Below are 25923 nucleotides of genomic sequence, written 5' to 3'. Positions count from 1 at the left end.
TTAGGGAGGTTTTTGTCTTGTAAAACTGTCAAAGACGGGATTATACTTGATTTTTTATTTTTTTGCAAATAGATTTGAGATTTTCTGTCCTAGAATTTGCAGGAGAGTTGGCAGTTTGACAACTTTCTCATTGCCAATATGTTCACGAGCAATTTTTAGAATTTTACCAGAATCTTTAGAAGCAAAAAGGAATTTGCCGCTATCAGTATAGACTTCGAAGTGGCGACTGATTTTTCTATTGGAAACATTGGCACCAATCTGAATGATAGATGTCCAAGGGATTTGAACATAATTTTCAACGTTGTTATCAGCGTAAAATTCTAAAGCGTGATCTCCTAGCAGGAACTTACCAACCGTTCCACCTGCAAGACTGAGATAGGAAACGCCTGTTGTGGATAGTTCGACGTGTTTATTTAATGATTGTGCCATAGTTACCTCATTTCTTGTTTTATTATACCATAAAACCCCGCATGAGCGGGGTTTCTTAATGGATTACATAATTCCAAATAGGCGAGCTACGATACCGAATGCGAACAAACCAACGATGATAGTGATTGGAGAAACTTTTTTCTTCAACAACCACATGCATAGGAAGGTAAGAAGCAAGTGCATGAATCCTGGGATAAGACCGTTCAAGTTTTGTTGGAAAGTAGTAACTTTAGTTGGAGTTTGTGACAAACCTTGACCAACCAATTCAAAGGCTTTTTGGATACCTTCGTAGCCTTCTGGCAATTTATCCCACTCGATGTAAGCACCTTCTGAGAGTGGAACTTCAGAAACCGTGAAGTTGAAGCCGATAGATACCCAACGTTGAGCAAGTACGGCAAGGATGAACATACCGAGGATAGAAGCACCTTTAGTGATGTCTTGGAGGATACCACCTGACATATCTTTAGTGATTTCTTTACCTGATTTGTAACCAAACTCTTGAGTGTACCATAGGAAGCCCATACGGATAGCGTTCCAAAGACCGAAGAAGAGGATTGGGCCAAGGATGTTACCTGACACAGCAAGTGAAGCACCTAGGGCACCGAGGATAGGACGTACTGTAAACCAGAATACTGGGTCACCGATACCAGCGAGAGGTCCCATCATACCGATTTTCACACCTTGGATAGCAGCGTCATCGATGTCAGCACCGTTTGCACGCTCTTCTTCAAGGGCAAGTGTTACACCGACGATAGGTGCAGCAACGTATGGGTGGGTGTTAAAGAATTCCATGTGGCGTTTAAGAGCCGCAATTTGATCTTCTTTCTTAGTGTAAAGTTTTTTGATGGCTGGAACCATTGTGTAAGCCCAACCCAAGTTTTGCATACGCTCAAAGTTCCATGATGCTTGAAGGAAGGTTGAACGCCAGCAAATCGCTTTACGATCTTTTACTGAAAGTTGAATTTTTTCTGTCATGATTGTGTTCTTCCTTTCTTCTTAGTAGTCTTCTAGGATGTCGCCGATTGGGTCGTTAGAACCAGCTCCGCCACCGTTTCCACCTTTTTTAGAAAGGTTAAGGTAGATGAAGGCAAGAGATACACCGATAGCACCAAGAGCGATAAGTGTCAATTGGCTAACAGCAGCAAGAGCGAAACCGATAGCGAAGAAAGGCCATACTTCACGAGTAGCCATCATGTTGATAACCATAGCGAAACCTACGGCAACAACCATACCACCACCGACGTTCATACCACCTGACAACCAAGCTGGCATAGATTCAAGAGCAGCTTGAACAGCCTCAGTTGGGATAGCAAGAAGAAGGGCAGCAGGAACAGCAATACGAAGACCTTGAAGTGAAAGAGCGATCAAGTGGTAGCGCTCAAGTGCACCGAAATCACCACGTTCTGCAGCAGCGTCAGCACCGTGTACAAGGGCAACAGATGCAGTACGCACAAGCATTGTAAGGAAAAGACCTGCAACAGCAAGAGGGATAGCAAGACCTTGAGCAACTGAGATAGCAGTTGGTGAGAAGTCACCACCCTTGATCAAGATGATAGCGGCAGCAACAGAAGCAAGGGCAGCGTCTGGTGCAATCGCAGCACCGATGTTTGACCAGCCAAGGGCAACAAGTTGGAGAGTTCCTCCAAGCATAACACCTGCTGTGAGGTTACCGGTAACAAGACCGATTAGGGTACATGCAACGATTGGTTGATGGAATTGGAATTGGTCAAGGACACCTTCCATACCTGCAAGAAAGGCCACGACAACGACCAAAATTGCAGAAATAATTGAAATATCTGACATAGTTATAATCCTTTCATATTTCTGATAATCACACAGTGTTAATCAGTTATTATTTAACATCTGCCTTGTTAATCAAGTCAAACAAATCTTTTGGTGAATCGTTTGGAACTTTACGAACATCGAATTTGACACCGAGTTCACGCAAGCGTTCAAAGGTTGCAACATCGTCCTTATCCATAGAAAGAACAGTGTTCACCATTGTTTTACCTGTTGAGTGAGCCATCGAACCAACGTTCAATTCCTTGATTTCTACACCACCTTCGATTGCTTCAAGAGCTTCTTGAGGTGTTTCAAAGAGAATCAAAGCGTGTGTGTTACCGAAGCGAGGATCTTTAGAAACCTCAATCAGTTTCTTGATAGGAACGACGTTTGCTTTAACGTTTCCTGGAGCCGCTTGCTTGATCAATTGTTTACGAAGGTCATCTTGTGCCACTGTATCTGAAGCGACGATGATACGGTCAGCTTTAGAAGCAGGAGTCCAAGCAGTAGCGACCTGACCATGCAAGAGACGAGTATCGATACGAGCTAAGTTGATTTTCAACTTACCATCACCGATAACAGTTCCTGGAGGGATTGCACCTTGTGGAGTAGTTGTTGCTACATCTGCTACAGGAGCGGCTTCAGTTGGTTGTAGTTCTTCTGGAAGAACCTTCACACCATCCTTGGCTTCCTTAATAATGTTTGCCGCAACTTCCTCCACGCCAGCAGCAGCGTTAATCATACGCTCTGTGTAAGCTTGGATAAGCATTGGCAAGTTTAGACCGGTGATGATAGCAAACTTACGATCTGGATTTTCACCAGCAACACGGCTTGCTTGGTTGAATGGAGAACCACTCCAAAGGTCAGCCAAAACCAAGATTTCATCATCGGCATCGAATGCGTCCACGGCAGCATTGAGCTTAGCATATAAATCATCTGGTCCTTCACTTGGCATGAAAGTAACAACCTGTACTTTATCCTGTTCGCCAAAGATCATTGAACCTGACTGATGAATACCAGCAGCAAATTCGCCATGACTTGCAATAATGATTCCAATACTCATTATTGATCCTCCTAAATTTTTCTTGTTCATGTAAAAACCATTGAATGGGCTTTCATGTTCGAACTATAACAGTATAAAACGTTTTCAGTGCATTTGTCAAGAGAAATTATGTTAAAAGTGCAAAATGTTTCCAAAACTTTTCATAATCATGTTTCAGAAAAGTGATAAAAATATGCAATGAATATGATAAAAACCTGACAGTTTATCAGGTTTTTTGATGTCTATAAAAATAGGTTTTCTAGTTCACGTGCGACACCATCTTCAAAATTAGCAAATGCTGTCAATCTGTCGGCATGTGGACGAAGTGTATCGCTACAATTTTTCATGGCATAGGCTGTGCCTGCTAGGTCTAGCATCTCAACATCGTTGTGCTCATCGCCGAAGGCAATTAAGTCGCTAGGAGTGGCTTGGTAGAGGTTAAGAACATAGCTCAGAGCGGTTGCCTTATTGACACCTTTTGCACAAGTTTCGAGGATATTTAATGGTCCGCCCCACGTATTGATTTCTAACTCATCCTTGAAATAGGCATTCATTTCTTTTGCAAGTTCATACTTATCAGTTGCACGAGTCTGCATAAGGATGGAATGAGGATCACTAGTGATTAATTCAGGTTTGATGAGTGTATCTGGAGTAATCTGTTCAACCCCCATCAGAGCAGGATCGATCTTGTCTAAGTTCTTTTGAGTGATGTAGAATTTATTCTTGTATTCACCAGCAATAAAATCTGCCTCGAATGTTTCTTCTTCTTTTAGAAATTCGAGTAGGTATTTTTTGTCGATTAAAATATTTTGTTCCCATTGCCATTTCTTTCCAGGGATGTGAACTAAAGAACCGTTGAAATTAATCATGGGAGTATCCAGTTCTAGTTGTTGGTAAAATTTTTCAGCCATTCGATAGGGGCGACCTGTGGCGATAAGAACGGTGTGTCCTGCTTGGCGGACCTTCTTTATAGTTGAGATGGTATAATCAGATAATTGGCTATCATTATTGAGCAATGTGCCGTCCAAATCGATAGCTATGATTTTTTTCTTCATATTTAGTAGCATTCCTTTCTAGAGTTGTTATACTAGTTTTTAATAGTGAATAATGTTTAGGTAGTAGCTAGATTGCTGAGAAATTATTTTATGTTTCAAAGAATACGACTCGTAGGTAGCCACATCTTGAACTAATAATTTCCAGTATAACAAAAGGAGATAATAAAAGCAAAGAAGCGATAAATTTTGTATAGATTTTTGCAAGTCCGTAACGTTCGGTATTTACGAATATTTCAAGTCAAAAATCAATAAAATAACGTTTTCGAGATTAAAAAACTTGAAATTAGAATGTTTTTTGATTATAATGTTTTTATCGTTCGTAAATTAAAAGGAGAAATGAAAAATGGATCAATTTTTTAAATTGAAAGAACAAGGAACGACTGTTTCTACGGAAATTATGGCAGGACTTACGACTTTCTTTGCCATGTCATATATCTTGTTTGTTAACCCGAGCGTATTGAGTGTGGCAGGTATGCCAACTCAAGCAGTCTTTTTAGCGACTATTATTGCGAGTGCTGTATCAACGCTTGTTATGGGATTATTTGCTAACGTACCTTACGCCTTGGCACCAGGTATGGGGTTGAATGCCTTCTTTACCTATACAGTGGTTATTGGTCTTGGTTTTACTTGGCAAGAAGCTTTGGCAATGGTTTTCCTCTGCGGTTTGTTTAACGTTTTTATCACCGTTACAAAGGTTCGTAAGAGCATTATCAAGGCGATTCCGATTAGCTTGCAACATGCCATCGGTGGAGGTATCGGGGTTTTCGTTGCCTATCTTGGTTTTAAAAATTCAAACCTGATTACTTTCCTGACTTCTGGCTCAGACATTATCACTGTCAATGGTGTTGCACCTGCTGAAGCGACAGCAGAAACTTTTTCAAATGGTGTCTTCTCTGTTTTGGCGGGAGGTGGTGTAGTCCCATCTATCTCAACATTTACAGATCCAAGTGTTCTCTTGACAGTGTTCGGTCTTCTTTTGACAGCTGTTCTGGTTATTAAGAACGTGCGTGGTGCAATTTTGATTGGTATTATTGCAACGACTTTAGCTGGTATTCCAGCAGGTGTTGTAGACCTTTCTACCATCGACTTTGCAAACAATAACATCGGTACAGCCTTTGCGGAGCTTGGTACAACTTTCCTAGCGGCTTTTGATGGTCTATCTTCGCTCTTTGCTGACTCAAGCCGTCTACCACTTGTTTTGATGACTATCTTTGCATTCAGCTTGTCAGATACCTTTGATACACTTGGTACCTTTATCGGTACAGGTCGTAAGACTGGTATTTTCTCAGAAGAAGATGAGAAAGCTCTTGAAAATGGTACAGGCTTTAACTCTAAGATGGACAAGGCGCTCTTTGCAGATGCGATTGGTACCTCTATCGGTGCACTATTTGGTACTTCAAATACAACAACGTATGTTGAATCGGCTGCAGGTATCTCTGCAGGTGGTCGTACTGGTCTGACAGCTGTTACAACTGCCATTCTCTTCTTACTATCAATTTTGATTTTACCATTCATTGGAATTGTGCCAAATGCTGCAACAGCTCCAGCCTTGATTATCGTCGGTGTTATGATGGTTTCATCCTTCCTTGATGTTGATTGGAGCCAGTTTGAAGACGCTCTTCCAGCCTTCTTTGCAGCCTTCTTCATGGCGCTTTGCTTCTCTATCTCTTACGGTATTGCAGCAGCCTTTATCTTCTATTGCTTGGTAAAAGTTTCGACAGGTAAGGCTAAAGAAATTCATCCAATCCTTTGGGGTGCCACAGCTCTATTTATTCTGAATTTCATCATTCTAGCCATCTTGTAATCTGTTTATTATCCTTGAACTGATCTTCATTTGAAGGTCAGTTTTTTTATTTACGATTAAAATATATGGGAATCAATGTGATTTATTCAGCAGAATGCTGTATTGAATATTGTAAATTGTAAACGGATGGAGTTTATAGTCGAATGAATTAGCTTTCAGACAAGGAACTGAGGTGCAGGTTGCTAGAACAGCCTAGAGGCTGTTCTAGGTTGGAAATAAGACTTGCGATGTAAGTCACTTTCGTTGAGTACGGCAAGCCGAAAGTGACGATGTATCAAAGTTAATTCAAATGACTGATATGTAAAGCCCTTTGTCAAGTAAAAACAATCGAACTGATTAAAAAATGAAAAGTATCTAGAAAGAGCCTAGTTCTTAGCTTCGGGCATTGGCCACTCTGATATTCGTGGATTGGTTACCTACAGGTCAATGGTTCTGCCGCGAGTCCTACTCTCTATAAGCGTGGATCACAATTGTGCCACTTAGTCGTTTCGTAGATGACTCAAACCTTGAAGTCCTAAACTCCTTCAAGATACTTTCCATTCAAACATGATTTCAATCCTTATTTCTGTCCAAATTCACCCAGTGATTTTGGATAGAAATAGGGATTCCTCATCGCTCTGCGATGATAAAACTTAATGGTCAAAAGTGTACATGAAAACAAGCGCTAACTTCAAGCTATTCTTCCTGTCATCATCCCCCAAATAAAACCAGACAATTCTCGTGCAATAGCTGTTTTAGCAACATTTTGTTTCTTATTTTTTCCTAGAACAAGTGTGCGATAACGTCTTCTTAAGCGTTCATTAGCCTTATCCGCATAAGCAATCACCTCCACTCGGTTTCCACTTTGTCTCCTTTTCAATTCTTTGGATTTATACCCAATCGTCCCCTTAGCCAATGATTGTGCAGCTTCTATCAGAAGTCGTCTCACATGGCTATTCCCAGCTTTGGTGATAGCACCTCTTCTCTCCTTGTCGCCGCTAGAATTTTCGCTAGGAGTTAGCCCAAGATAAGAAGCAAAATGTTGAGCTGTCGCAAAGCGATTAAAATCACCGATTTCTGTCACAATGGAAAGAGCAGTTAGTGTTTTAATGCCAATAAAGCAAGAAAGCCGTGAGACCTTCTCTTGATAACTGTCGCTTTGACCCAGTTGCTCAATTCGTGCATCATACCGTTCTATTTGATCTACTAATTTCTCATAGGTCAATAGATATTCTGTCAAAATCTCTGCGTAAAGTCCATCAGGATTTAGGGAACGGAGCCAGCGAACATGTTTCTGTGTCCAATTACTGCTTCCCTCGGTATAGCGAAAATCATGTCGGAGACAGAAGGCAAGAATTTGTTGTTTGATTTTCTTCAGAGCCACTTTGTGGTCTGTTCTCATGCGGATATATTCTTTGACTTGTTCATCCTCAACAGTAGGAATATGAACAGGCCGATAGCTACGAAAGGCCAGAGCTTTTGCGAGCTGAGCTGCATCTTTTTTATCAGTCTTAACACGCTTAGATCCTTCCTTCATCACCGTTGTAGGCGCCATCACGATACAGGGAATCCCGTGAGCTTGTAGCTGGTGATATAGGGTAAATCCAAGACATCCGGCTTCGTAGCCACATAACACTTCTGCATCTTGACCATATAAACGACGAAGCTCATTCACATAGTTCACAATATAGCTAACATTTGGACCAACTTTAGTGCTATGTTTGAATTGATTCGCCATCATATCATAATAGCAGAGTGAAAAACTTTCTTTGTGAACATCCATTCCGATGAAAAGTGTGGTAAAATGAAACATATAAGACCTCCAATTGAGTGTGGTAATTCCTGTTAGAAGTTGATTGTTTTTTTATTCTAGTGTACAGGTAAATCCACGAATTCTCAACTGGGGGTCTTTACATATTGTCTATATTTTTCCATTTCATCGCTTCTCTGTCTCCTCTTAGTGCCATTTTTACTCCTTGTGACTGTATTTTAAATGGCTGTTCGTTATTGTAAGCAAGATGTCACATACCTAGACATCTGCTGGATTAATGTCATGATGGGGTGAAAAAATTATCATGTAGTCTTTGGGAGTCACAGGGCATAGAATAACCCCTGAGCTTGGGCTCAGGGGAGTTTTCTAACTATAATGTTTGAATAGCGAATGAGTTGCTTGATGGATGGTGCGGGCCGTTTCGGCATTGTTCATGGTATAAAGATGAACACCTGCGACATCATTGGTCACTAAGTCAACAATCTGATCTACAGCATAGGCCAGACCTGCTGCGCGTAGGGATTCAGGATTGTGCTCGTATTTTTCCAAGATGGCCTTGAATTTACGAGGGAGGCGGATATTCTCACAGGTTTTCAAGAGTCGAAGTGCCTGATTCCTGTTGATGATAGGCATAATACCTGCGATAATAGGCACTTCGATGTCTGCTAGAGAACATTTCTCCTGAAAGTTATAAAATGCTTCGTTATCGAAGAAGAGTTGAGTTACCAAGGTTGAGCAACCGGCATCAACTTTCTTTTTCAAATTTTTGATGTCTGAAACAGAATTTGGTGATTCTGGATGTACTTCTGGATAACAGGCTCCAATAATGTCAAAATGTGGGGCTTCTTCCTTGATAAAGGAAATCAAGTCAGTTGCATACTGGAAGTCCTCTTTAGGGGGAAGACCTTCAATAATATCGCCACGAAGTGCTAAAATCTGATGCACACTAATTTCATCGAGAGAATGAAGAACGGATCGGACCTTTTCTTTTGTCAAGTAAGCAGCTGGCAAATGTGCGATAGTTGGAATATGCAATTCATTGCGAACATGGTTAGCCAACTTGACAGTCGTCTCTTCTACGTTCAAATTGTTATTGCTGCATGTAACACTGATAAAATGAGGGGCCAAACCTTGCATCTCATCGAGAGTTTGGATAATCTTTTCATTGCCTACTGCTGGTTTTGGAGGAAAAATTTCAAATGAGAGACTTGGGGTTTGACCAATCATAAATTAGAGTTCCTTTCTTGCTGCCTTAGCTGCTTGGGTCAAGTGGATAAGACTAGCTTTTGTTTCTGATTCGCCACGAGTCTTGAGTCCGCAGTCTGGGTTAATCCAAACTTTTTCTTTCGGTACTTTTGCAAGGATGGCTTGGATGGTGTGTGCAATTTCATCAACGGCAGGGACACGTGGAGAGTGGATGTCATAGACACCAGGACCTACCTGAGTTTGGAAATTTTTAGCCTTGAGTTCATCTAGAATAACAAGATTTGAACGGCTGGCTTCAAAGGAGATAACATCCGCATCCATATTGTCGATGGCAGGAATGATGTCAGTAAATTCGCTATAGCACATGTGAGTGTGAATTTGTGTATCTGGTGCAACAGTTGAGTGTACTAAACGGAAGGCAGGGATTGCCCAATCAAGATACTCGCTGTACCAGTCGCTACGACGGAGTGGTAGTTTTTCACGAAGGGCTGCTTCGTCGATTTGGATGATCTTGATACCCGCTGCTTCAAGGTCGAGAACTTCTTCCTTGATAGCAAGGGCAATTTGAAGAGTTGATTCTTTGATAGAAATATCTTCACGTGGGAATGACCAGTTGAGGATGGTTACTGGCCCTGTCAACATACCTTTAACTGGTTTGTTGGTACGGCTTTGTGCATAGCTTGACCATTTGACAGTAATTGGGTTCAAGCGTGTTACATCACCCCAGATGATTGGTGGTTTGACCCCACGCATACCGTAGGATTGTACCCAACCGTTTTTACTGAAGAGGTAGCCAGACAGGTTTTCACCGAAGTATTCTACCATGTCGTTGCGTTCAAATTCACCGTGAACCAGTACATCGAAGTCAACTTCTTCCTGCCATGCAATCCACTCATCTGTTTGAGTTTTGACAAATGCATCGTATTCTTCTTCTGAGATATTTCCTTTACGGAAAGCCAAGCGTGTGCTGCGAATTTCTTTGGTTTGAGGGAAAGAGCCAATCGTTGTTGTTGGAAGAAGTGGTAAGTTTAGCTTCTCGCGTTGAATAGCTTCGCGTTCTGCAAAGACAGGCAAGCGAGTGTAGTCTGCATCTGTCAAACCTGCTAAGCGGTCTGCAAGCGCTGTGTCACGCCCCACACGTTCAAGGGCAAAGAGTTCCTTGTTGGCAGCAAGCACAGTATCTCCTTGACCATTTCGGATAGCATCTAAGTCGCGCAATTCGCTCAGTTTTTCAACTGCAAAGGCAAAGTGGTTGAGAATTGCGGGTTCAAACTCTTCATTGGCTGTTGTAAATGGTACATGAAGTAGTGAGCAAGAAGTTGTCAAGACAAGATTTTCAGCAGGGATAGCCTCCAAAACAGCCAGGCTCTTCTCGTAGTTGTTGCGCCAGATATTTTTACCGTTGACGATACCAGCGTAGAGGGTCTTGTCAGCTGGGAAACCTGTCGCAACAAGTGCAGCAGTTTCCTTACCCTCTACAAAGTCAAGACCGATGGCATCAACTGGTAGGCTGGTCAATTCTGTGTAAATATCACGAACATCACCGAAGTAGGTTTGGATAAGGACTTGCAAGTCTTTCTTGTCTGCCAAGAGTGTTTGGTAGATGTTTAGGAAGAGGGCTTTTTCTTCTGCAGTCAAGTCCTTGACCAAGCTAGGCTCGTCTAACTGGATTTTTTCAGCACCGAGCTCTGCCAATTTTTCAAAAACTTGTCCATAGGCTGCAACTAAGCTGTCAGCGAAATCAGTAGCTGTCGCACCTTCTTCAAAATCAGTTAATTGTAAGAGTGTGAATGGACCAATCAAAACTGGACGAGTTGTGATACCCAAGTTCTTTGCTTCTTGGAATTCATCGAAAATCTTATGACCGGCTAGTTTGATTTCTGTATCTTTTTCAATAGCTGGAACGATATAGTGGTAGTTGGTGTTGAACCATTTTTTCATCGGTCTAGCACGAACGTCCCCTTTTTCTCCTTGATAGCCACGTGCAAGGGCGAAGTATTTTTCAAGGTCGGTCAAGTCAAGATTCTGTACTGCTTTAGGTACGATGTTGAAGAGAACAGCTGCATCCAAAACATTGTCATAGTGTGAGAAATCGTTGCTTGGGATTTCAGTAATGCCTGCTTCTTTAACAATATTCCAGTGCTTAGCGCGTAGGTCCTTAGCTGCTTCCAAAAGCTCTTCTTGTGGAATTTCATTTCTAAAGTATTTTTCAGTGATAAATTTTAATTCACGGTGTTCTCCGATACGTGGGAAGCCGATAATAGTTGTTGTCATGTTTGATCCTCCAAAATTATTTCTATGCTCTTATCCTAACAGAAAAGCAAACACTTGTATAATTGTAAAAAATTAGAGAACGTTATAAGTTTTGACTATAACAGATGGAATGTGGGTTACATTTTATGATATTTCTTCTATATAAAAGCTTGAAAAACGCCTGTTTATCTAGCCTGACTTTCTCAGGCTAGAACCAATATCGTTTTGTTTTAAGCTAGGTATAGATTTTATCTATGAAACCGCAACAGGCAAACTCTTGCGTCTAGAAAATTGTTTTTATGTAGTTTTGATAGGTATTTTTTATCAGGTCATAAAACTTCTATATTAGACAGGCTTGGCTGGTCGTGTTACAATGTAAAAAATCACAGAAAGGAGTTTCTCATGGGAAAAGTCATTATTGGAATTTCAGGAAATGAACAAGAATTTCCAACAAAATCTGGTCGAGTTTACGTGACAGTTGCGCGTGAATTGGCAGACAGTGTTCGTCAGGCAGGTGGTGTCCCAATGGTTATCCCGATGGGAACTCCTGACTTAGCCAAGGATTATATCGATATGATTGACAAGTTGATTTTATCCGGTGGTCAGCATGTGGATCCAAGTTTGTATGGTCAAAAACGTTTGATAGATAGTGAGGATTACCTCTTGGAGCGGGATGAGTTTGAATTGGCCTTGATTAAGGAAGCAATTCGGCAAGGAAAACCAATTTTTGCAGTCTGCCGAGGGATGCAGTTGCTCAATGTTGCTTTAGGTGGAAGTTTGGAACAGGAAGTGGCTGACCATTGGCAAGAGGATATAGAAGGAACTTCGCATCGTTTGCAGGTTAAACCTAAAAGTCGTGTTAGTCAATTATTTGCTCAGGGAAGTTCGATTAATTCCTTCCATCATCAGCGGATCAAAGATTTGGCACCTGGTTTGGTGGCAACTGGTCTGGATCCGAGAGACGGTACGATTGAGGCCTATGAAAGCAAGGGCAAGCAGGCCCTGTTTGGTCTTCAATGGCACCCAGAATTTCTATACAATGACTGCAAACAGCATAGGGACTTGTTTCAGTATTTGGTGGATGTGTTTTAGTCATATTCTTTGCACTCAAGTAATTGAGTGTTTTTTGTAATAATTTGCAAGTAAATACTTTATAAATCAGATAAAATTGTATATAATAACACTAATTAAAGGAGGATTATATGTTAAAGAAATGTCAAGAATCCAAAGGTTATGGAAGTATTAGAAAAGGTATTCATGGGGCAGTCGGAGTGCTGGCTCTAGGTTTGCTGTTTTCTACTACGGCTGTTGTCTATGCTGATGAAGTGAGTGAGAATACTCCCACAACAGCAAGTTCTGAACAAGTAATAAATGCTTCAGAAACTGTTGAATTAACTGCAGATAATGATGTCGCAACATCAACTTCAACTGGAACTGTAGGAAACGAGGGGACTTCGGAGGTTGAAACCACGACAGCTACAAATTCTTTGGTAGCAGAAGCGGTTTCTTCAACTGCTGTAGAAGCAAGTAATGCAAATGGGGAGTCAATTTCAACTACACCAGAATCAAATACGAATTTAGAGGCCAACATTTCATCGACCAGCTCTCCAGCAACAGATAGAGCAGCAGAGGTGATGGAAGACCGTACAGCACCAAAATTGATTTCTTATACATTAGATAAAACAGAGTATCAGGCCGGTGAGACCGTAACTCTTACAGTTGAATCAGAGGATGATAGCAATCTTTCCTATGTATCGGCAGATTTTGACTCCTCGGATGGAAGACAGAGTCTTTATTTTTCTTCCAGCGAAGTCGAAAAATTAGCTAATGGCTTATATCGTTCAGTTTTAACTAGCTCCATTCCAGAAAATCGCCCGAGTGATATTTATAATTTAACACATCTATCTCTAAGAGACGAGATTGGTAATATTATTTATTATTATGATTCTTCCAAATATTCATTGGAAGAGCATACATTTGCACCACTTTCGATGACGGTTACTGGTACAGTGACCGACCGCACTGCACCAAAACTTGTCTCCTATACATTAGATAAAACAGAGTACCAGGCCGGTGAGACCGTAACCCTTACAGTTGAATCAGAGGATGATAGCAATCTTTCCTATGTATCGGCAGATTTTGACTCCTCGGATGGAAGACAGAGTCTTTATTTTTCTTCCAGCGAAGTCGAAAAATTAGCTAATGGCTTATATCGTTCAGTTTTAACTAGCTCCATTCCAGAAAATCGCCCGAGTGATATTTATAATTTAACACATCTATCTCTAAGAGACGAGATTGGTAATATTATTTATTATTATGATTCTTCCAAATATTCATTGGAAGAGCATACATTTGCACCACTTTCGATGACGGTTACTGGTACAGTGACCGACCGCACTGCACCAAAACTTGTCTCCTATACATTAGATAAAACAGAGTACCAGGCCGGTGAGACCGTAACCCTTATAGTTGAATCAGAGGATGATAGCAATCTTTCCTATGTATCGGCAGATTTTGACTCCTCGGATGGAAGACAGAGTCTTTATTTTTCTTCCAGCGAAGTCGAAAAATTAGCTAATGGCTTATATCGTTCAGTTTTAACTAGCTCCATTCCAGAAAATCGTCCGAGTGATATTTATAATTTAACACATCTATCTCTAAGAGACGAGATTGGTAATATTATTTATTATTATGATTCTTCCAAATATTCATTGGAAGAGCATACATTTGCACCACTTTCGATGACGGTTAATAGTGTTACTTCAGGTTCAGTCTTGATTCATTATCAACTTGAAGATGGGACTACCATAGCTGAAGACAAGAGAATTTCAGGAGTGGTGTCAGAATTAGCATTCGGTTCGGAGGAACCAGCTGCGACAGGGATTACATACGATACTAGTGGCGAAGCTCCATTACTTCTGAACGGCTTGGATGGTAGGCAATATTATAAGGTTAAAGTAGATGGTGTTGAGCAGGGGCTTTTGAAAGCTGGTTTGACGGAAGTGACCTATACTTATACACCTTATTTGGTAACTACAGAGCAGGTTGAAAAGAAAACAGGTAAAGTGATTGTTCAGTATCAAACAAGGACAGGGCAAACGCTTAAAGAATCAGTTGAAGCTGTTCCAGAGACATTGATTAGTTATCGTGAAAAGACAATTTATGCAGATGGATCAGAGATCTTATCAGAACCGATTCAAAGCTATCCAACTTTCTATGTCTATGATTATCAAGTACAGAAAATTGAGCAAGATGGAAAAATTTATAGATTATCATATGAGAACCAGCCTTCTCTTTACGGTGAACTTGTAGAAGGTGATACGGTCTTGACTCTACAGTATATTCCTGTTCCTACATTGGAATCCTTGACGTTTGATAAGGAGTCTTACCAGCCTGGCGAAAAACTAACAGCTAGTTTTGTAGTTTCGTCAGAAGAGGAAATGGAGCGTATTTTCTTTGGTCTATCTGATAAAAAATTAACTAGTCAGTATGTGCTTAGAGGAGAGAGTAATAACCCAATTAAGCTAGTTGATGGACTATATCGCTTTGATGTAACTGTACCAATAGCAAGTGATTATCCTAGGTCAGACTTATCTTTAGATTTTGTTTCTTTGAATGCTAAAAACGGAAGTTCCTCAAATAGCCTTTCAGAACCTGAAATTATTCAAAATATTGCTAGCCAGGCTATCATTAACTCACCTAATATCGTTACTGATTTTTCAGCACCTAAGTTTATTGAGTTAGACACTAGTCGAAATGAAGCTAAACAAGGTGAAACAGTTGAAGTGGTACTTTTAGTGGAAGATGATTCAAATATCGCATCTGTTAATCTCGGATTTGAAAGTGAGTCAGGAACACTTCGATTTGGCGAAAATATTACCAATATTGAGCAATTGGAGGGTAATAAAAAAAGGATAACCTTATCGGAAACAATTCACTATTCTTATTCGCCAGGTCAGTATGAGCTGAAGTATTTATATCTGACAGATATTAATGGCAATACGAGTTATTTATCTACTATTGATAGTTTGCCTGCGAAATCCATAGTTGTCAATCAGTCTACTGATGTAGAGAATTTAAATCCTGTTGTAGAAACGACAGTGGTAACCAATATTGAGGTTGTTGAAAAATCGAGTGGGCAAGTACTCATTCGTACGAATTTCCAAGGTGAAGACCATGAAGCAATGAAACAATTGATTCGTGAGCTAATTTCAGCATATGAAAAAGAACATGGTGTAACATTTGACTTAGCCGGTGCGGGGGGGACTCAAATCTCTTCAAGGTCAGTTACTGTTGGAAATCGAACTCAAACTGAGGTAATTCGTTCATACCAACAACTAGTTGTAAACACATCGGATACTCCTCTGCCTGCAATTGAGAAAAGACTTCTACCAGTAGGTGTGATTTATGATAATTCAACTATCAGACAAGCCTTATATACTATTCAATTTAAAGATGGGGAATCAACTGTTAAAGAGAGTCGCCGAGTTGCAAACTCCACAATTGATAGCATTATTCGTGATGAAAGCAATGGTATTGATGAGAAGGCATATTATTTTGAATCTGTTGAGGTAAGTCAAGGTTTCACTTCAATTTTTAGTAGCGACTTGAATTATAATGGTCCCTTTTATGAAATTATTGTCAATTTGAAATCAAACTCGAAAGTAGAAAATATAGAAGTAGACTCACCAGTCGAAGCAACGCCGCCAACTTCAACAGAAGTCGAACCGCCAGTCGAAGCAACGCCGCCAACTTCAACAGAAGTGGAACCGCCAGTCGAAGCAACGCCGCCAACTTCAACAGAAGTCGATCCCTCAGTCGAAGCAACGCCGCCATCTCCAACAGAAGTCGAACCGCCAGTCGAAGCAACGCCGCCAACTTCAACAGAAGTCGAACCGCCAGTCGAAGCAACGCCGCCATCTCCAACAGAAGTCGAACCGCCAGTCGAAGCAATGCCGCCAACTTCAACAGAAGTCGAACCGCCAGTTGAAGAGACGCCGCCATCTCCAACAGAAGTTGATCCGCCAGTCATAGAAACACCTGTTGCACTAATCAAGGGAGTACCAGCAGTTACTGAATCTTCAAGTATCCTAACTAATCTAGTGTATCCAGTTATCGAAGTATCGACCCAATTGACAATGGGAAATACCAAGAAAGAGGCTTTATATTCAGCAACTACTAATTCGAGACAGAAAGTAGAATCTGAAAAATCATCGGCCTCAATCTTACCTAGAACAAATGGACATCAGTCCAAGCTACCAATTTTGGCGGGACTCGCACTTCTTAGCTTAACTGTAGCTAAAAGGAAAAAAGATTTCTTAGGCTAGCAAGCTGGGAAATTATTACGAAAGAGGGAAATAATTTCCCTCTTTTTATTATCAATTCTTATAATTGCAAGGGTATTTGTTATAATTAAAACTTATAACACTCTATAAAAAAAGCCAATTAGTCAGATTGACTTTTCTGTGTTAAGATAGTCTCAGTTCAATAAATTAAGGAGATATTTTTATGAAATTAAAAAAATTATTTAGTTTAGCAGCAGCTGCCTTGTCAGTAGGTGTGCTGGCTGCATGTGGTAGCTCGTCTTCTAGCTCTTCATCTGATTCATCAGCAACAACTGTTCGTGTTGGTGTGATGAGCTTGAGCGACTCTGAGCAAGCTCGTTGGGACAAAATCCAAGAAATTCTTGGTGATGATGTGACTTTGGAGTTCACTCAATTTACAGACTACTCACAACCAAACAAGGCTGTTGCAGAAAACGAAGTTGACATCAACGCTTTCCAACACCATAACTTCTTGAACAACTGGAATGAAGAAAATGGTGAAGACTTGGTTGCTATTGCGGATACCTATATCTCACCAATCCGTCTTTACTCAGGTACAGCTGACGGAAAAAACAAATACGCTAAAGTAGAAGAAATTCCAGATGGTGCAGAAATTGCTGTTCCAAACGACCCAACAAACGAAAGTCGTGCTCTTTACCTTCTTCAAGCAGCTGGTTTTATCAAGGTTGGAGTATCTGGTACAGAATTAGCAACGATTGCCGATATTACTGAAAACAAGAAAAACTTGAAAATTACTGAGTTGGATGCAAGCCAAACAGCAAGCTCTCTTAGCTCTGTTGATGCAGCAGTCGTAAACAATACCTTCGTATTGGAAGCTGGCTTGGATTACAAAAATGCCCTTTACAAAGAGCAAAAAGATGAAAATTCATCGCAATGGTACAACTTGATTGCAGCTCGTAGCGACTGGGAAAAATCAGACCAAGCAGCAGCGATTAAGAAAATTATTGAAGCATACCACACGGATGAAGTGAAAAAAGTTATTGAAGAGACTTCAGACGGTATGGATGAGCCAGTTTGGTAAAATGTAAATAGGTTGAGGACTGGGCAGAATTGTTCAGCCCTCTATCTGTTTTTATAGAGATAAGAAAAAATCTCTTAACCAAAGTCAGAAATGCGGGAGAATATTTGATTTTGGTTAGTAGATTTAATTGATTTTCATTGAGTATGAGGAGAAAGTATGGCAGATAGTAAAGTTCAATTATTTGAAAATGATGCGATTATTCAAACCTATTTTGAAAAGTTGAAGGTCTTGATTTCAAAGAAATCTATTTTTGCTCAGCAGATTGGTTTGTTGGATGTGGCGACTTATTTGAAAGAAATGTTTGAAGAAGCTGGTGCAGAGGTTGTTTTGGATGATAGTTATGCAGCACCCTTTGTCATGGCTACGTTTAAGGCTTCGGTGCCAGATGCGAAAACATTGATTTTCTACAATCACTATGACACGGTTCCTGCTGATGCCGATCAGGTCTGGGAGAAGGGCAATCCCTTCGAATTGACCATTTCCGATGGCTATATCTATGGTCGCGGGGTGGACGATGACAAGGGCCATATCACAGCTCGTCTGTCGGCCTTGAAAAAATATCAGGCTAGACAGAATGGCCATTTACCAGTCAATGTGATTTTTATTATGGAAGGGGCAGAAGAGTCAGCTTCTGTCGACTTGGACAAATACCTTTCAAAATATAAAGAACATTTGATTGGTGCTGATTTGCTTGTCTGGGAGCAGGGGCATCGCAATAGCCTACATCAGCTAGAAATTGCTGGGGGGAATAAGGGAATTGTGACCTTCGATCTTCAGGTCAAATCAGCGGACTTGGATATTCATTCTTCCTATGGTGGTGTCATTGATTCGGCAAGCTGGTATTTGTTGTCAGCTCTTCAATCCATGAGAGCGGCTGATGGGCAAATTTTGGTTGATGGTATTTACGAACAAGTGCAAGAACCAAATGAACGTGAATTAGCCTTAGTTGAGGAATTTGCACTTGCGACCAGTCAGTCTGTGACGGATATTTATGGATTAACCTTTCCAACCTTGGTAGAAGATCGTCGTGAGTTTCTGAAGCGTTTGTATTTTGAGCCATCGATTACCATTGAAGGCTTGTCAACTGGCTATCTTGGTCAAGGTGTCAAGACCATCATACCAGCTCAGGCTTCTGCTAAGATGGAAGTCCGTCTGGTACCTGGGTTGGAGCCGCATGATGTTTTGGACAAAATTCGCCAGCATTTGGACAAGCATGGTTTTGATAAAGTTGAGGTTGTCTTCACTCTAGGAGAGATGAGCTACCGAAGTGATATGTCCCACCCTGCCATTGTCAATGTGATTGAATTGGCCAAAAAATTGACACCAGAAGGAGTTGCTGTCTTGCCGACGTCACCGGGGACGGGCCCCATGCACACCGTCTTTCATGCTTTAGGAGTGCCGATTGCAGGATTTGGTCTAGGAAATGCCAACAGTCGTGACCATGCCGGTGATGAAAATGTCAGCATCGCTGACTACTATAGCCATGTTGAATTAGTAGAGGAGTTAATTGCAAGTTATGAGTAAGGAAATGATTAAGCTAGATAATATTGATGTAACCTTCCAGCAGAAAAAACGGACCATTGAAGCGGTAAAGGATGTGACCATCCATATCAATCAAGGGGATATTTACGGTATCGTAGGTTATTCTGGAGCCGGGAAATCTACCCTTGTCCGTGTCATCAATTTGTTGCAGGTTCCTACAGCAGGTAAGATTACCATTGATGAGGATGTGATTTATGAGGGAGAAAAGGTCACACTTACCCCTGCTCAACTGCGAAGCAAACGTCGTGAGATTGGAATGATTTTCCAGCATTTCAATCTGATGGCTCAGATGACGGCAGAAGAAAACGTAGCCTTTGCCCTTAAGCATTCGGGTTTGAGCAAGGAAGAGAAGAAAGAAAAAGTTGCTAAGTTGTTGGACTTGGTTGGGCTTTCTGACCGTGCTGAAAACTATCCAGCTCAGTTGTCTGGTGGTCAAAAACAACGTGTTGCCATTGCCCGTGCCTTAGCAAATGACCCTAAAATCTTGATTTCTGATGAGTCTACTTCAGCCTTGGATCCGAAAACAACTAAGCAGATTTTGGCACTTTTGCAGGAATTGAATGAAAAATTGGGCTTGACTATTGTTATGATTACCCACGAGATGCAGATTGTAAAAGACATTTGTAACCGTGTGGCTGTTATGCAGGATGGTCGCTTGATCGAAGAAGGTTCAGTGTTAGAAATCTTCTCTCATCCAAAAGAAGAATTGACACAGGATTTCATCAAAACAGCAACAGGAATTGATGAGGCCTTGGTGAAAATTTACCAGCAGGATATTGTTAAGAATTTGCCTGAGAACAGTATTTTGGTGCAACTCAAGTACGCTGGTTCAAATACGGATACGGCAATTGTCAATGATTTGTATAAATTCTATCAAGTATCTGCCAATATTCTTTATGGCAATATTGAAATTTTGGACCATACGCCAGTCGGTGAGATGGTAGTGATCTTATCAGGAGAACCTGGTCAATTGCACCGTGCGATTGAGGCAGTGACGGAGGCGCGTGTGGAAGTGACGATTTTGAAAGGAGCGAACTAGATGTTAGAATGGATTCAAACGAATTTTCCAGATATTTATAAATTGGGCTGGGATGGTCAGACAGGTTGGTTAACACATTTTAATTTGACCCTCTATATGACCTTTGTTTCCTTTGCTTTTGGTGGATTTATGGGCTTGGTGTCTGGTTTGTTCTTGGTCTTGACAGGTCCACGTGGGGTTATTGCCAATAAGACTGTATATTGGATTTTGGACAAGGTGGCTTCTATCTTCCGTGCCATTCCTTTTATTATCTTGTTGGCAGCTATTGCTCCTTTGACGAAAATTATTGTTGGAAAAACCATTGGTACAGAGGCGGCTTTGGTGTCCCTTGCTCTTTCAGTATTTCCATTCTTTGCACGTCAGGTTGAAGTGGTCTTGTCAGAATTGGACCGTGGTGTCATTGAGGCCGCTCAGGCTTCAGGAGCGACCTTCTGGGATATTGTCCTTGTCTATCTGCGTGAGGGACTGCCTGACTTGATTCGTGTGACAACTTTTGCTTTGGTTTCCTTGGTCGGCTATACAGCCATGGCAGGAGCTATCGGAGCAGGTGGTTTGGGACAGGTTGCGCTATCATACGGCTACCTACGGTATAATAATGATGTGACCTTTTTAGCAACTCTTTTGATTTTAGTTATCATCTTCGTAATCCAGTTTATTGGAGATTTCTTGACGAGGAAGATTAGTCATAGATAGAAATATTGCCGTGTTTTTTCAAATTTTGGATAGTCCTTGACTTATTTAAAGCATTTTTATACAATAATGTTAATTAAATAAACACTGCCACCGGGTAGTCATGCAACAGCATTTTATGAACGTCGTTAGGTCTTAGAAGATGTTCATAGGGTGCTGATTTTTCTATAAAAGGAGTGAGAATATGTCACAATTTGTTGTTGATTCATCTTTTTGGAGTCTATTTCCAGATGCAAAAATTGGAGTTCTATTATTGAAAGATTATAAAACGCCGGCGCAATCGCCTGATGAATTAGTGAAATTACTGGAGGAAAGCAACGGAATTGCCCAGAAATTTCTTACGGAAGATACCTTTAGTGAGAACGAGGTCATTCGTACATATCGTCAAGCCTATCAAAAATTTAAAACAAAAAAAGGCGCGCGTTCTAGTATCGAAGCCCTTTTGAAACGTTCAACTAGTGACCGTCCAGTCACAACAATTTCTCCATTAGTGGACATTTATAATGCGGCAAGCTTGCGTTTCGGTCTTCCATGTGGTGCTGAAGATTTAGATACATTTGTAGGCAATCTTCAACTAACGGTCACTGAGGGTGGGGATGAATTCTATCTCATTGGTGATGAAACCAATAATCCAACTCTACCAGGTGAAGTTTGCTATAAGGATGATAAAGGCGCCGTTTGTCGCTGTTTCAATTGGCGCGATGGTGAGCGAACCATGATTACGGATGAGACAAAGAATGCTTTCTTGGTCATGGAGTTGGTCAATTCTGATAGAGTAGAAGATTTGGAAAATGCCCTAGATTTTATCAGTCAACACGCAGAAAAATTCTTGGGAGTAGTACCAGAAAAATATCTACTAGATTGCGATAGGCCTGCAATAGCCTTGTAGGATTTGTCAGTGGGATTGTGTTCGGATAAATAGTGGTCTTTCTAGACAAATGCTGATTTTTCTGCTACAATACTAAGCATGAAAGAAGGTTGTTTCAAAAGCCTGTCTAGCGAGCTTGGGAGAGTGAAAGCCAAGCCAGTCTTGAAATAATTGGCGCTTTCCCAGTCGTGACCATGTCCGACTCAATTAGAATCATACAAATGAAGTAATAAATTAGGGTGGAACCGCGTTCTCAACGCCCCTATGTCTGTTGACAGGGGAAGAGAATGTGGTTCTTTTTGTATAGAAAGGAGATAGATGTTTACCTTAGAAGCTATCAATCAAGGTCATGTACAGTTTACTGGGCCTGATTTTCCCAAACTGATTGCCTATTTTAAGGACTTGAGTATGGTAGAAAATACGGTGGATATTCAGTCTGGGCAGGTTACCTATCGCTCACAGACAGGGCAGACTCTGGAAAAACAGGGCTATCAAGCGACGGTACCTGTTTCGGACCAAGCCAATCTGGACCAGTTTGTGACTATCTTACGCAATCACCAGGCTGGACAAACAGATTTTCTCACCTTCTGTCAAGAAACAGCAGAAGCAGGTATTTACAAGTGGGTCACTGACCTAGAAGCTATGACCTGCTCCTATGTGGACAAGGTAGAGCAGCCTGTCTTTGTGGAAGCTGTACCGAGTGTGAAGAACTAGCAATTTTACAATATAAATAGAAAGAAGGAAGAATATGTCAAAGAAGTTGACTTTTCAAGAAATCATTTTAACCTTACAACAATTTTGGAATGAGCAGGGGTGCTTGCTCATGCAGGCTTATGATACGGAAAAAGGTGCGGGGACTATGAGTCCCTACACTTTCTTGCGTGCTATCGGTCCTGAGCCTTGGAATGCGGCTTATGTGGAGCCTTCTCGTCGTCCTGCGGACGGTCGTTACGGGGAAAATCCAAACCGCCTTTATCAGCACCACCAATTCCAAGTGGTGATGAAACCATCTCCATCTAATATCCAAGAACTCTACTTGGAATCTTTGGAGCGTTTGGGCATCAATCCTTTGGAGCATGATATTCGTTTTGTTGAGGACAACTGGGAAAACCCGTCAACAGGATCAGCTGGTCTAGGCTGGGAAGTTTGGTTGGACGGTATGGAAATCACGCAGTTTACCTATTTCCAACAGGTTGGTGGTTTGGCAACAGGCCCTGTCACAGCCGAAGTAACCTACGGTTTGGAGCGTTTGGCATCCTATATCCAAGAAGTTGACTCCGTTTACGACATCGAGTGGGCAGACGGTGTCAAATACGGCGAAATCTTCATCCAGCCAGAGTATGAGCATTCAAAATATTCCTTTGAAGTATCCGACCAAGACATGCTCCTTGAAAACTTTACCAAGTTTGAGAAAGAAGCAGAGCGGGCTTTGGAAGAGGGCTTGGTTCACCCAGCCTTTGACTATGTGCTCAAATGCTCTCACACCTTTAACCTGTTGGATGCCCGTGGAGCTGTGTCTGTAACCGAGCGTGCAGGCTACATTGCCCGTATCCGTAACCTTGCCCGTGTCGTTGCCAAGACCTTTGTAGCAGAGCGGAAGAAACTCGGTTTCCCACTTTTGGATGAAGCAACACGAGCAGAATTGTTGGCCGAAGAGGTTGAATAATGCCTTTGAGATATGAAGAACCAGATATTTTAATTTCTTTAAGTTTAAAGGTAGATGAAGAAATTAAAATTGATTATCCTGTTAAACCTGAAGAATATCATAATAAGAGGATGAAACGTGCAATTCTGAGTCATTTGCTCAGCGGCTTGTTACCGGAAGATAAATTCAATAATATTATACTATCGGTGGTGACTTCGTCCGATGACATGAAATTAGTAATCCTATCAATTTCATTTAACTCTTCACTAGTTGAGTTCCTTGATTCATCAGAGCAACTTTTAAACTCTTTTAGAGATTCTGAAGGGAAGATTATCCCATTGTGGAGTGCTGAAAAACATATTACATCTAAGTGTGTAGGAGTAAAAATTACAGAAAGTTAGAATAAGAAGGTATGAAAAAACTATTAATTGAACTTGGTTTGGAAGAAATTCCTGCCTATATCGTAACCCCAGCCATGCACCAGTTGCGTGATCGCATGGCAACCTTTTTGACAGACAACCGTTTGGCTTTTGACAGCATCGACGTCTTTTCAACACCACGCCGCTTGGCTGTTCGTGTGCGTGGTTTGGCAGACCAGCAGACTGATCTTACAGAAGATTTCAAGGGTCCTGCTAAGAAGATTGCCTTGGACGCAGACGGGAACTTCACCAAGGCGGCTGAAGGTTTTGTCCGTGGTAAAGGCTTGACGACTGCTGACATCGAATTCCGCGAGATCAAGGGCGAAGAGTATGTCTACGTGACCAAGCACGAAGCTGGTCAGCCAGCTAAGGCAGTCTTGGCAGGCATTCCAGAGGTCTTGAAGGCTATGACCTTCCCAGTCAGCATGAACTGGGCGTCCAACAAATTCGCCTACATCCGTCCTGTCCACACCTTGACCGTTCTCTTGGACGACGAGGCATTGGATATGGATTTCTTGGACATTACATCTGGTCGCATCAGCCGTGGTCATCGTTTCCTTGGAAATGAAACTGAGATTGCAAGTGCAGATTCTTACGAGGCAGACTTGCGTGCACAGTTTGTCATTACAGATCCCGCAGAGCGTCAAAATATGATTGTCGAGCAAATCAAGGCTATCGAGGACAAACACAGTGTGATAGTCGAAATTGATGAAGATTTGCTCAATGAAGTTCTCAACCTGGTCGAGTACCCAACTGCTTTCATGGGTTCTTTTGACACTAAATATTTGGAAGTACCAGAGGAAGTTTTAGTTACTTCTATGAAAAATCACCAACGTTACTTCGTGGTGCGGGATAAGTCTGGCAAACTCTTGCCAAACTTCATCTCCGTCCGTAACGGGAATGACCAGTACCTTGACAATGTCATCAAAGGAAATGAAAAAGTCTTGGTTGCACGTTTGGAAGACGGCGAGTTCTTCTGGCGTGAAGACCAAAAACTCAAGATTGCTGACTTGGTGGAACGCCTCAAAGTCGTGACCTTCCATGAAAAAATTGGCTCACTTTACGAGCACATGGAACGTACAAAGGTTATCGCAGAAAAACTGGCAGACTTGGCAGGCTTGTCTGCGGATGAGAAAGCAGATGTGGCACGTGCGGCGGACATCTACAAGTTTGACCTCTTGACAGGCATGGTCGGCGAGTTTGATGAACTGCAAGGGATTATGGGTGAGAAGTATGCCCTTCTTGCAGGGGAAAAACCTGCGGTGGCAGCAGCAATCCGTGAGCACTACTTGCCAAACTCAGCAGAAGGCGAATTGCCTGAGAGCAAGGTCGGTGCGGTCTTGGCACTGGCTGATAAATTCGACACCCTCCTATCCTTCTTCTCAGTTGGCTTGATTCCGTCTGGTTCAAACGATCCTTACGCTCTTCGTCGTGCGACACAGGGTATCGTTCGAATCTTGGAAGCGTTTGGTTGGGAAATTCCATTGGATCAGTTGATTGCGGAGTTGTACAACTTGAATTTTGCTAGCTTGACCTATGACAACCAGCCAGCTGTGATGGACTTTATTCGTGCCCGTGTAGAGAAGATGATGGATAAGGCCATTCCGAAAGACATCCGCGAGGCTGTACTGGCTAGCTCAACCTTTGTGGTCAGACTGCAACTGGCAGCCAGCTCTGCTATTTTCCAAAAATCAAAAGAGGCTGACTACAAGGAAGCCGTGGAAAACTTGTCACGGGTCTTCAACTTGGCTGAAAAGGCGGAGGCGATTGCGATTGACGAGGCCCTCTTCGAAAACGACCAGGAAAAAGCCCTTGCTGCTGCAGTGGCAGGCTTGGAGTTGACAGAAGACATGGCGGGCAACTTGGACAAGCTCTTTGCTCTCAGCCCAGTCATCGCGGCCTTTTTCGACAATACCATGGTCATGGCAGATGACGCAGCAGTCAAAGCCAACCGCTTGACCCTCTTGAAAGCCTTGGCGGATAAGGCTTCAGCAGTAGCTGTCTTCAATCTCTTGAATAGTAAGTAGGAGGCA

General features: G+C 41.7%; 20 protein-coding genes. 12 read left to right on the top strand and 8 right to left on the bottom strand.

The annotated features are described in order from the left end of the window. Positions 1–54: 54 nt before the first annotated feature. The 5 genes from PHA78_RS09745 to PHA78_RS09725 form a co-directional block, all read right to left on the bottom strand. A complete protein-coding gene (locus PHA78_RS09745) occupies positions 55–429 on the bottom strand; it encodes a DUF956 family protein (protein ID WP_024378170.1) in 375 nt (124 codons plus the stop codon). Between the two features lie 63 nt (positions 430–492). Next, positions 493–1404, bottom strand: a complete 912-nt coding sequence (locus PHA78_RS09740) for a PTS system mannose/fructose/sorbose family transporter subunit IID (protein WP_024375652.1) — start codon at positions 1402–1404, stop codon at positions 493–495. 21 nt (positions 1405–1425) lie between these two features. After that, complete coding sequence (locus PHA78_RS09735; RefSeq protein WP_024375651.1) at positions 1426–2232, bottom strand: PTS mannose/fructose/sorbose transporter subunit IIC; 807 nt, start codon at positions 2230–2232, stop codon at positions 1426–1428. 49 nt (positions 2233–2281) lie between these two features. Then, entirely contained in the window at positions 2282–3274 is a 993-nt protein-coding gene (locus PHA78_RS09730; RefSeq protein WP_024375650.1) for a PTS sugar transporter subunit IIB, read from the bottom strand. A 221-nt stretch (positions 3275–3495) separates the two neighbouring features. After that, the gene (locus PHA78_RS09725; protein ID WP_002942579.1) at positions 3496–4308 is read right to left on the bottom strand and encodes a Cof-type HAD-IIB family hydrolase; all 813 of its coding nucleotides are present in this window, start codon (positions 4306–4308) and stop codon (positions 3496–3498) included. Positions 4309–4651: 343 nt separating this feature from the next. On the opposite strand from PHA78_RS09725, the gene PHA78_RS09720 reads away from it, so the two are divergent. Further along, positions 4652–6112: an NCS2 family permease gene (locus PHA78_RS09720; protein ID WP_024378171.1), complete on the top strand. Its 1461-nt coding sequence runs from the start codon at positions 4652–4654 to the stop codon at positions 6110–6112. Between the two features lie 670 nt (positions 6113–6782). Here PHA78_RS09720 and PHA78_RS09715 read toward each other — a convergent pair. The 3 genes from PHA78_RS09715 to metE form a co-directional block, all read right to left on the bottom strand. Then, positions 6783–7904 carry an IS110 family transposase gene (locus tag PHA78_RS09715; RefSeq protein WP_015445098.1) on the bottom strand — a complete coding sequence of 374 codons (1122 nt, stop codon included), beginning with the start codon at positions 7902–7904 and terminating at the stop codon, positions 6783–6785. A 324-nt stretch (positions 7905–8228) separates the two neighbouring features. Then, complete coding sequence (gene metF, locus PHA78_RS09710; protein WP_024377906.1) at positions 8229–9089, bottom strand: methylenetetrahydrofolate reductase [NAD(P)H]; 861 nt, start codon at positions 9087–9089, stop codon at positions 8229–8231. A gap of 3 nt (positions 9090–9092) precedes the next feature. Next, the gene (gene metE, locus PHA78_RS09705; protein ID WP_272158097.1) at positions 9093–11342 is read right to left on the bottom strand and encodes a 5-methyltetrahydropteroyltriglutamate--homocysteine S-methyltransferase; all 2250 of its coding nucleotides are present in this window, start codon (positions 11340–11342) and stop codon (positions 9093–9095) included. 381 nt (positions 11343–11723) lie between these two features. On the opposite strand from metE, the gene PHA78_RS09700 reads away from it, so the two are divergent. The 11 genes from PHA78_RS09700 to glyS all read left to right on the top strand — a co-directional run bounded on the left by PHA78_RS09700 (position 11724) and on the right by glyS (position 25917). Continuing rightward, positions 11724–12413: a gamma-glutamyl-gamma-aminobutyrate hydrolase family protein gene (locus tag PHA78_RS09700; protein ID WP_272158096.1), complete on the top strand. Its 690-nt coding sequence runs from the start codon at positions 11724–11726 to the stop codon at positions 12411–12413. A gap of 110 nt (positions 12414–12523) precedes the next feature. Continuing rightward, on the top strand, positions 12524–16648 hold the full coding sequence (locus PHA78_RS09695) for a hypothetical protein (RefSeq protein ID WP_272158095.1): 4125 nt from the start codon (positions 12524–12526) through the stop codon (positions 16646–16648). A gap of 181 nt (positions 16649–16829) precedes the next feature. After that, positions 16830–17687 carry a MetQ/NlpA family ABC transporter substrate-binding protein gene (locus PHA78_RS09690; RefSeq protein ID WP_272158094.1) on the top strand — a complete coding sequence of 286 codons (858 nt, stop codon included), beginning with the start codon at positions 16830–16832 and terminating at the stop codon, positions 17685–17687. A gap of 156 nt (positions 17688–17843) precedes the next feature. Continuing rightward, positions 17844–19211 (top strand): M20/M25/M40 family metallo-hydrolase, encoded by a 1368-nt coding sequence (locus tag PHA78_RS09685; RefSeq protein WP_099806964.1) that lies wholly within the window; start codon positions 17844–17846, stop codon positions 19209–19211. After that, positions 19204–20268 carry a methionine ABC transporter ATP-binding protein gene (locus tag PHA78_RS09680; protein ID WP_012775313.1) on the top strand — a complete coding sequence of 355 codons (1065 nt, stop codon included), beginning with the start codon at positions 19204–19206 and terminating at the stop codon, positions 20266–20268. Before PHA78_RS09685 ends, PHA78_RS09680 begins: the two co-directional genes overlap by 8 nt. Then, complete coding sequence (locus tag PHA78_RS09675; protein ID WP_170237937.1) at positions 20269–20961, top strand: methionine ABC transporter permease; 693 nt, start codon at positions 20269–20271, stop codon at positions 20959–20961. A gap of 181 nt (positions 20962–21142) precedes the next feature. Then, positions 21143–21847, top strand: coding sequence for a B3/B4 domain-containing protein (locus PHA78_RS09670; RefSeq protein ID WP_012027675.1), 705 nt, complete (start codon positions 21143–21145; stop codon positions 21845–21847). A 297-nt stretch (positions 21848–22144) separates the two neighbouring features. Beyond that, complete coding sequence (locus PHA78_RS09665; protein WP_272158093.1) at positions 22145–22540, top strand: DUF1398 family protein; 396 nt, start codon at positions 22145–22147, stop codon at positions 22538–22540. A 34-nt stretch (positions 22541–22574) separates the two neighbouring features. After that, the gene (glyQ, locus tag PHA78_RS09660) at positions 22575–23492 is read left to right on the top strand and encodes a glycine--tRNA ligase subunit alpha (RefSeq protein ID WP_024376683.1); all 918 of its coding nucleotides are present in this window, start codon (positions 22575–22577) and stop codon (positions 23490–23492) included. Beyond that, positions 23492–23872 carry a hypothetical protein gene (locus tag PHA78_RS09655; RefSeq protein WP_024376684.1) on the top strand — a complete coding sequence of 127 codons (381 nt, stop codon included), beginning with the start codon at positions 23492–23494 and terminating at the stop codon, positions 23870–23872. Before glyQ ends, PHA78_RS09655 begins: the two co-directional genes overlap by 1 nt. Before the next feature lie 11 nt (positions 23873–23883). Next, a complete protein-coding gene (gene glyS, locus PHA78_RS09650) occupies positions 23884–25917 on the top strand; it encodes a glycine--tRNA ligase subunit beta (RefSeq protein WP_272158092.1) in 2034 nt (677 codons plus the stop codon). Positions 25918–25923: the final 6 nt, after the last annotated feature.

It is taken from the genome of Streptococcus sp. HN38 (genome assembly GCF_028335765.1).
Classification (GTDB): Bacteria; Bacillota; Bacilli; order Lactobacillales; family Streptococcaceae; genus Streptococcus; species Streptococcus suis_P.
The sequence above is the reverse complement of the archived record's forward strand: the minus strand, read 5'-3'. Positions and strand labels throughout refer to the sequence as shown.

What these genes read in the sequence shown, in the direction of transcription:
- PHA78_RS09745 (WP_024378170.1), bottom strand. Translation starts at nt 429, where the DNA reads ATGGCACAATCATTAAATAAACACGTCGAACTATCCACAACAGGCGTT.
- PHA78_RS09740 (WP_024375652.1), bottom strand. Translation starts at nt 1,404, where the DNA reads ATGACAGAAAAAATTCAACTTTCAGTAAAAGATCGTAAAGCGATTTGC.
- PHA78_RS09735 (WP_024375651.1), bottom strand. Translation starts at nt 2,232, where the DNA reads ATGTCAGATATTTCAATTATTTCTGCAATTTTGGTCGTTGTCGTGGCC.
- PHA78_RS09730 (WP_024375650.1), bottom strand. Translation starts at nt 3,274, where the DNA reads ATGAGTATTGGAATCATTATTGCAAGTCATGGCGAATTTGCTGCTGGT.
- PHA78_RS09725 (WP_002942579.1), bottom strand. Translation starts at nt 4,308, where the DNA reads ATGAAGAAAAAAATCATAGCTATCGATTTGGACGGCACATTGCTCAAT.
- PHA78_RS09720 (WP_024378171.1), top strand. Translation starts at nt 4,652, where the DNA reads ATGGATCAATTTTTTAAATTGAAAGAACAAGGAACGACTGTTTCTACG.
- PHA78_RS09715 (WP_015445098.1), bottom strand. Translation starts at nt 7,904, where the DNA reads ATGTTTCATTTTACCACACTTTTCATCGGAATGGATGTTCACAAAGAA.
- metF (WP_024377906.1), bottom strand. Translation starts at nt 9,089, where the DNA reads ATGATTGGTCAAACCCCAAGTCTCTCATTTGAAATTTTTCCTCCAAAA.
- metE (WP_272158097.1), bottom strand. Translation starts at nt 11,342, where the DNA reads ATGACAACAACTATTATCGGCTTCCCACGTATCGGAGAACACCGTGAA.
- PHA78_RS09700 (WP_272158096.1), top strand. Translation starts at nt 11,724, where the DNA reads ATGGGAAAAGTCATTATTGGAATTTCAGGAAATGAACAAGAATTTCCA.
- PHA78_RS09695 (WP_272158095.1), top strand. Translation starts at nt 12,524, where the DNA reads ATGTTAAAGAAATGTCAAGAATCCAAAGGTTATGGAAGTATTAGAAAA.
- PHA78_RS09690 (WP_272158094.1), top strand. Translation starts at nt 16,830, where the DNA reads ATGAAATTAAAAAAATTATTTAGTTTAGCAGCAGCTGCCTTGTCAGTA.
- PHA78_RS09685 (WP_099806964.1), top strand. Translation starts at nt 17,844, where the DNA reads ATGGCAGATAGTAAAGTTCAATTATTTGAAAATGATGCGATTATTCAA.
- PHA78_RS09680 (WP_012775313.1), top strand. Translation starts at nt 19,204, where the DNA reads ATGAGTAAGGAAATGATTAAGCTAGATAATATTGATGTAACCTTCCAG.
- PHA78_RS09675 (WP_170237937.1), top strand. Translation starts at nt 20,269, where the DNA reads ATGTTAGAATGGATTCAAACGAATTTTCCAGATATTTATAAATTGGGC.
- PHA78_RS09670 (WP_012027675.1), top strand. Translation starts at nt 21,143, where the DNA reads ATGTCACAATTTGTTGTTGATTCATCTTTTTGGAGTCTATTTCCAGAT.
- PHA78_RS09665 (WP_272158093.1), top strand. Translation starts at nt 22,145, where the DNA reads ATGTTTACCTTAGAAGCTATCAATCAAGGTCATGTACAGTTTACTGGG.
- glyQ (WP_024376683.1), top strand. Translation starts at nt 22,575, where the DNA reads ATGTCAAAGAAGTTGACTTTTCAAGAAATCATTTTAACCTTACAACAA.
- PHA78_RS09655 (WP_024376684.1), top strand. Translation starts at nt 23,492, where the DNA reads ATGCCTTTGAGATATGAAGAACCAGATATTTTAATTTCTTTAAGTTTA.
- glyS (WP_272158092.1), top strand. Translation starts at nt 23,884, where the DNA reads ATGAAAAAACTATTAATTGAACTTGGTTTGGAAGAAATTCCTGCCTAT.